General features: G+C 43.8%; 8 protein-coding genes. 7 read left to right on the forward strand and 1 reads right to left on the reverse strand.

The features are described from left to right. The first annotated feature begins 74 nt into the window (after positions 1–74). Complete coding sequence (lysA, locus tag BVI01S_RS06830; protein ID WP_061809711.1) at positions 75–1,373, forward strand: diaminopimelate decarboxylase; 1,299 nt, start codon at positions 75–77, stop codon at positions 1,371–1,373. A gap of 363 nt (positions 1,374–1,736) precedes the next feature. Next, a complete protein-coding gene (locus tag BVI01S_RS06835; protein ID WP_034758221.1) occupies positions 1,737–2,108 on the forward strand; it encodes a GNAT family N-acetyltransferase in 372 nt (123 codons plus the stop codon). A gap of 13 nt (positions 2,109–2,121) precedes the next feature. Here BVI01S_RS06835 and BVI01S_RS06840 read toward each other — a convergent pair whose 3' ends face one another. Then, positions 2,122–2,652: a DUF309 domain-containing protein gene (locus tag BVI01S_RS06840; protein ID WP_034758222.1), complete on the reverse strand. Its 531-nt coding sequence runs from the start codon at positions 2,650–2,652 to the stop codon at positions 2,122–2,124. Positions 2,653–2,817: 165 nt separating this feature from the next. On the opposite strand from BVI01S_RS06840, the gene BVI01S_RS06845 reads away from it, so the two are divergent. The 5 genes from BVI01S_RS06845 to BVI01S_RS06865 all read left to right on the forward strand — a co-directional run bounded on the left by BVI01S_RS06845 (position 2,818) and on the right by BVI01S_RS06865 (position 6,631). Continuing rightward, on the forward strand, positions 2,818–3,582 hold the full coding sequence (locus BVI01S_RS06845; RefSeq protein WP_034758224.1) for a segregation/condensation protein A: 765 nt from the start codon (positions 2,818–2,820) through the stop codon (positions 3,580–3,582). Then, positions 3,569–4,162 (forward strand): SMC-Scp complex subunit ScpB, encoded by a 594-nt coding sequence (gene scpB, locus BVI01S_RS06850; RefSeq protein ID WP_034758225.1) that lies wholly within the window; start codon positions 3,569–3,571, stop codon positions 4,160–4,162. The genes BVI01S_RS06845 and scpB overlap by 14 nt, the downstream gene beginning before the upstream one ends. A 188-nt stretch (positions 4,163–4,350) precedes the next feature. Further along, a complete protein-coding gene (locus BVI01S_RS06855) occupies positions 4,351–5,517 on the forward strand; it encodes a D-alanyl-D-alanine carboxypeptidase family protein (RefSeq protein WP_061809712.1) in 1,167 nt (388 codons plus the stop codon). Next, positions 5,510–6,103: a nucleoside recognition domain-containing protein gene (locus BVI01S_RS06860; RefSeq protein WP_034758232.1), complete on the forward strand. Its 594-nt coding sequence runs from the start codon at positions 5,510–5,512 to the stop codon at positions 6,101–6,103. Before BVI01S_RS06855 ends, BVI01S_RS06860 begins: the two co-directional genes overlap by 8 nt. Continuing rightward, positions 6,104–6,631, forward strand: a complete 528-nt coding sequence (locus tag BVI01S_RS06865; protein WP_061809713.1) for a spore maturation protein — start codon at positions 6,104–6,106, stop codon at positions 6,629–6,631. Positions 6,632–6,693: the final 62 nt, after the last annotated feature.

The following is a 6,693-nucleotide window of genomic DNA, read 5'->3' on the forward strand; positions in this document are numbered from 1 at the left end:
TATTGCAACAATTCCTTTTCTGTGGTAAATTACGTTTAATTAGTAGTGGACTATAGAGGGGAATGAGACGTTTCATGCATCTTCATGGATCAGCAGAAATAAAAAACGGGGGCCTAATGATAGGCGGGGTCAGTACCGGAGACCTGGTGGCTCAATATGGTACCCCCCTTTATGTTTATGACACGAAACTTGTCAGGGAGCGTGCAAAAGGGTTTAAAGAAACATTTGAATCCCTCGGGGTGAAGGCGGAAGTGGCCTATGCCAGCAAAGCATTCTCCTGTATCGGAATCTTTCAGTTAATGGATGAAGAAGGGTTGTCCCTGGATGTCGTTTCTGGAGGAGAGCTATTTACGGCCTTGAAGGCAGGTTTTCCTCCGGGGCGGATCCATTTTAATGGGAATAACAAGTCAAGGGAAGAACTGACGATGGCCATTGAACATAGAATCGGCTGTATCGTCGTCGATAACTTTCATGAACTGGAGCTTGTGGGTGAATTGTCACGATCTCTTGAAGAAGCCACAAAGGTGTTGTTAAGAGTAACACCAGGGATCGAAGCTCATACCCATGATTATATCCTTACGGGACAGGAAGATTCGAAATTCGGATTTGATTTAGAGAACGGTCAAGCCGAAAAAGCGATGAAATCAGCGCTGGATTCCGAAACAATTGAATTGTTGGGACTCCATTGCCATATTGGTTCACAGATTTTTGAAACGACGGGATTCATTCTCGCTGCCAGGAAAATCATTGAAAAGGTCGCCCTGTGGCGTTCTCAATACAGCTTTGATCCACAGGTCATTAATCTGGGTGGTGGATTTGGAATCCGATACACAAAAGAGGATGATCCCATCCCTCCTGCTCAGTATGTGAAAGAAATGATCGCTGCAGTGAAAGAGGAAGTGGAGAAATACAATTTAGCTATGCCTGAAATCTGGATTGAACCGGGTCGGTCACTTGTAGGAGACGCAGGTACAAGTCTTTATACGTTGGGGGCGCAGAAAGATGTTCCGGGCGTCAGGAAATATGTAGCGGTCGATGGGGGAATGAGCGACAATATCAGGCCTGCCCTATACAAGGCGAAATATGAAGCGATCATAGCGAATAAAGCAGACCGGATGTGTGAAGATACGGTTTCCGTTGCAGGGAAGTGCTGTGAGTCCGGAGACATGTTGATATGGGACCTGCCACTCCCTGTCGCAGAAGACGGGGATATTCTGGCTGTGTTTTGTACAGGTGCATACGGATATTCAATGGCGAATAACTATAATCGGATTCCACGGCCAGCCGTCGTATTCGTCGAGGACGGAGAAGCCAGGTTAGCTGTCCGAAGGGAGACATATGAGGATCTGATTACCCATGATGTTATGTTTTAACGACCAATCATATAGTCTTTAAGTATATCGTACTTAAAGACTACTTTTTTTGTATTCTGAATTACATACTTTAACAAATTTCGATTTTACTATACAATAACAATGACATAAACACATAGAGTGAAGACAAAGGAGTCAGTCATGAAGATCAGTAATAAAGCATTGTTCTTGTTATTAATCGTTGCCGGTCTGGTGTGGGGAGTCATCTACTGGATGTTCATCGCTGGAAACTGATTGATTGGGATTTGCTTAATAAAAGTAAATTTAGTAAGATAAATAAACGTTCATATCAATTAAATTTCTGGTTTTTGTCTATAATTAGGAAATAAATAGATTAGACATAAAACATGACGAGGGGTAAATATGTTAATTCGGTATAAAAAGGCGTTTGAAAAGATTGCCATGGGATTATTATCTTTCATGCCAAATGAAAAGGATTTGAAGAAGCTTCAACAAACGATGAAGCAATACGAAACTGAAGAAAATTGGCAGCTCTTTTTATGGAAAGAAGAGGACATAGTAGGTTTGATCGGAGTTTACAAAACAGAAGGTACATTAGAGATTCAACATATATCAGTCAATCCATCACATCGTCACGAAGGAATCGGGAAATCCATGGTGAAACATCTGAAGGATATGCACTCGGAGCTTGAAGTGAAGCCCAATTCAGACACCGCATCATTTTTTGAGAAATGCGATGAAATGGGTGTAGAAAACGAGGAACAGGAACAATAAAGAGGCAGGCCGCCTATTCTGGTGGTCCGCCTCTTTTTTTTCGTAAGGCATTTCTCCGCTCGGTAATCACATCGGTGCGGTCCCTGAGGGAATGGCGGTGAATGAGCGCTGAATTCGTCAGGTCACTCTCTGAACACCAGATGTAGCCATTTTTCCTGCACCGCAGTTGAACCTGATCTGAAAGGGAAGCATCCGTTAAAGGCAGGATGATACTGTGATAAGGTTGATTTTCACCGATTTCGTGAATGGTTTCCTCCATCATTGCGTGAAGCTTTCCGGAATGAATCCCCAACCCGGTCAATTGTTTGTGATTTCCCTCAATATTCTTCATGGCTTTATTGAATGTCCTGACCGCACCTGTCAGATTGCCCCGTCTATAATGATAAAAGCCCACTGCGACCTGAATGAGACCCACCCAGTGGGAAGTCCTGTTCCCCGGATCGACTTCTTTCCAATATTCTTCTAATACTTCATGGCATTCAAAATAATCTCGATTACCGTGAAAATACATTAAGTATTCGATGTAGGCTTCCGGATAAACCATAAGATCCCTCCATATGACGCAAAGTAGTTAAATTGTAGCATAAACCCCCGTGGATACGACAGGAAAGCCTGTAAATACAAAACTTTCTATTGGAGAATAGTGGTCTTTCTACTATACTATTAAGTAGCGTTCCAGCAAGATTGTTATGAGAAATTTGGTGATAAAGTGGAATACAATGTAAAGATTGACGCTTTTGAAGGTCCCTTGGATCTTCTTTTGCATCTGATTAACTCGTTAGAAATTGATATATATGATATTCCTATGGCTCAGATCACGGAGCAATATATGTTATATGTACATACGATGAAGGATTTGCAACTGGATGTCGCAAGTGAATATCTGGTGATGGCAGCTACGTTACTCGCCATTAAAAGTAAAATGCTCCTTCCTAAGCATGATGAGGGCATGATGGGCGATGAAATCGAATTTGAAGAGGAAGATCCCCGCGACGAACTGGTGGAGCGGTTGATTGAATACCGTAAATTTAAAGAAGCGGCGAATGAACTGAAGCATCGTGAGGAAGAGAGGGGGCAAGTGTATACCAAGCCTCCAAGTGACCTTTCTGAATTCAGTGAAGAGGTTGATTTCAAGAATACTGAGGTTCAGGTATCTTTATATGATATGCTTGGAGCTTTTCATAAATTATTGAGAAGGAAAAAACTCCAGCGCCCCGTTCAAACGAGAATTACGAGACAGGAAATATCCATTGAGAAGAGAATGACCGATATTCTGGAAAACTTACAAAATTTAAAAAGGCGCACATCCTTTACAAGTCTTTTCCCCTCTGATAGTAAAGAGCATCTCGTGGTGACGTTCCTTGCTGTGCTTGAATTAATGAAGCGGAAACAAATCATCGTCAACCAGGAGAATAACTTTACGGAAATATTTGTAGAAGCAGGAAAGGAGGCTGGAATGGTTGAGCAATATTAATTGGAAAGGAGTCCTTGAAAGCTTATTGTTTGCAGCAGGGGACGAAGGTCTATCACTGAAACAGGTCTGTTCTGTGCTGGAAATCGAAGAACAAAAAGCAAAGGATGTCCTTGAAGACTTGAAGAATGATTATGAGAATGATTCCAATAGAGGCATATACATCATTGAAATAGCAGGAACCTTTCAATTAGTGACAAAAAAAAGGAATGCAGACTACTTAAAGAAACTGGTCGAATCCCCACATGTAAGCTTCCTGTCCCAGGCAGCCCTTGAAACCCTTGCGATTATCGCGTATAAACAGCCGATCACGCGTATGGAAATCGAGCAGATCAGGGGTGTCAAGACCGAGCGTCCCATTCAGACCCTTACATCAAAAGGGCTCGTCAAGGAAGTGGGAAGGGCGGAAGGGACAGGACGTGCCTTTTTATTTGGTACCACGAAAGAATTTCTGGACTACTTCGGCCTGAAGAGCATCGAGGAGCTTCCGCCTCTTCCTGAAAACATTGAAGATGAATTCGCCCAGGACGAAGCGGACCTGTTCTTTGAGAAATTTCAGGAGACGATGGAAACGAACGAATAGAAAATCATATATGAAAACGCAGGACTGTAATGATGCATACACAGTCCTGCGTTTTTTTTGTTTTGGAGACGGCCTATCGTGATTAACCTTTCACTTGTACAATCTGCCCTTTTGCTTTCGAGATTTCACTCATATTACCCCTTGTCCTCTCATAAACTTGTACAAACACGTTAGATTTAAAGGAGTAGATGGGTGTGAATCGAAAGAGAGCGAGATTTTACATATACTATTTTCTAATCATTGCCTTTCTGTTTGTCTCTGTTTCCAATAAGGTTCTGGCTGCACCTTCAGTCAGTTCACAAAAAGCAATCTTAATGGATCAGGAAACAGGGCGCATTCTATATGAAAAGGATGCCCATACTCAAAGTCGCATTGCCAGCATCACGAAAATCATGACCGCGATCCTTGCCGTCGAGTCCGGAAAGATGGATCAGGAAGTAACCGTATCTCAGAACGCGGCCGGTACGGAAGGCTCCTCCCTTTACTTGAAGGCAGGAGAGAAGATAAAGCTTGAGGATCTCGTGTACGGATTGATGCTCAGGTCAGGGAATGATGGGGCAGTCGCCATTGCGGAATTTGTAGGGGGAAGCCTCGACGGTTTTGTCTATATGATGAATGAAAAGGCAAAGGAAATAGGGATGGAAAATACACATTTCTCCAATCCACACGGTCTGGATGACCATGAAGATCACTATTCGACAGCGTATGATATGGCCGTTCTCACGAGATATTCCATGGAAAACGATAGGTATAAGGAAATTGCAGGCACCAAGGTCCACACCGCCCCTAATCCAGATGAAAAATGGGACCGCAAGTGGAAAAACAAAAATAGACTGCTGACGGAATTATATAAATATAGTACAGGAGGGAAAACGGGTTATACAAAACTGGCAAAAAGAACGCTCGTTTCCACCGCATCCAAGGATGGGGAGAATCTGATTGCCGTGACCCTGAACGGCCCTGATGACTGGAATGATCATATTGGGATGTTTGAATACGGATTTAAACACTATGATTACAAAATCGTCCTGGTCAAAGGCAAAATTGAAAAAATGGATGATAAAATCTATAAAGATCATGCCTATCTCAAGCGGGAATCTGTATTAACCTTGACGGATGATGAAGTGGATAAGGTCAAGGTGGAGTATAAGATGTTGAAGCCAAAACAGGAATGGCTGAAGGGCCAGCATGTGCCTGAGGTAGTCGGGAAGGCAGTGATTTATTTAGGTGAAAAGGAAGTGGATACCCTTCCCGTTTTTTATAAAGCATCTACTGAAAAGAAAGAAGAAAAAAGCTGGTGGAAGTTTTGGGCTTATTCCTTCGAATCCATCATAGGGGTACGGGACCATGGTTAACTTGATCTGGGTGGGGATGACCATCATCGGATTGATATTCGCCATCATTAACGGAAAAATGGCAGAAGTGAATGAAGCCATTTTCACTTCTGCTAATGAAGCCGTTACCTTATGCATAGGATTGATCAGTGTATTAGTGTTTTGGCTCGGGATTATGAGGATCGCCCAGGAAGCGGGATTGCTTGATAAATTGGCTAAGTTGTTCAGGCCATTTGTGAAGAGGCTATTCCCGGAAGTGCCCGATAATCATCCGGCAATGGGGTATATCCTTTCCAATATGATGGCTAATATGTTCGGCTTGGGAAATGCTGCGACCCCCCTCGGGATTAAAGCTATGGAGCAGTTGAAAAGCTTAAACGGGGGAAAGGATGTGGCCAGCAGGTCGATGATCACATTCTTGGCGATCAATACCTCAAGCATTACGATCATTCCGACAACGGTGATCGCCATCCGTATGAAATATGACTCTGCGTCGCCAACTGAAATCGTAGGACCCACTCTGATCGCCACGATGCTGTCCACCATTGGTGCGATTCTGATCGACCGTTATTTTCATTACAGGCGAACCCGTCGAGAGGTGAAGTAAATGCAATGGATATCCACCATTTCCTTATGGCTGATACCGATCATGATTGGATTTATATTAATCTATGGGACCATCAAAAAGGTCCCGACGTATGAAACATTTGTTGACGGTGGAAAGGAAGGGATCAAAATAGCGGTATCGATCATTCCCTTTCTGATTGGGATGCTGGTGGCCATCACCATCTTTCGGGAATCGGGTGCCCTTGAATTCTTTGTTGGTCTGATCCGCCCCGCATTGCTTGCACTCGGCATCCCTCCGGAAATCGTCCCTCTGGCCATCATCAGGCCGATTTCCGGAACTGCTGCCCTCGGCATGATGAGTGATATCATCGCCACCAACGGCCCCGATTCGTTCATCGGAAGACTCGCTTCCACCTTGCAGGGAAGCACGGATACAACGCTATATGTACTGACCGTATACTTCGGTGCAGTCGGCATCCGGAAGATGGGGGATGCCCTGAAAGTAGGTCTCCTCGCCGACCTGGTCGGAATAGCCGCCGCCATCTTCATCGTCACCGTTATGTTTTAATGATTGGTTGGATTTGTAAAATCATTGACGAAGCGAGTAGTGGTTGATTTCCGCTACAGGTG

It is taken from the genome of Rossellomorea vietnamensis NBRC 101237 (assembly GCF_001591825.1).
Lineage (GTDB): Bacteria > Bacillota > Bacilli > Bacillales > Bacillaceae_B > Rossellomorea > Rossellomorea vietnamensis.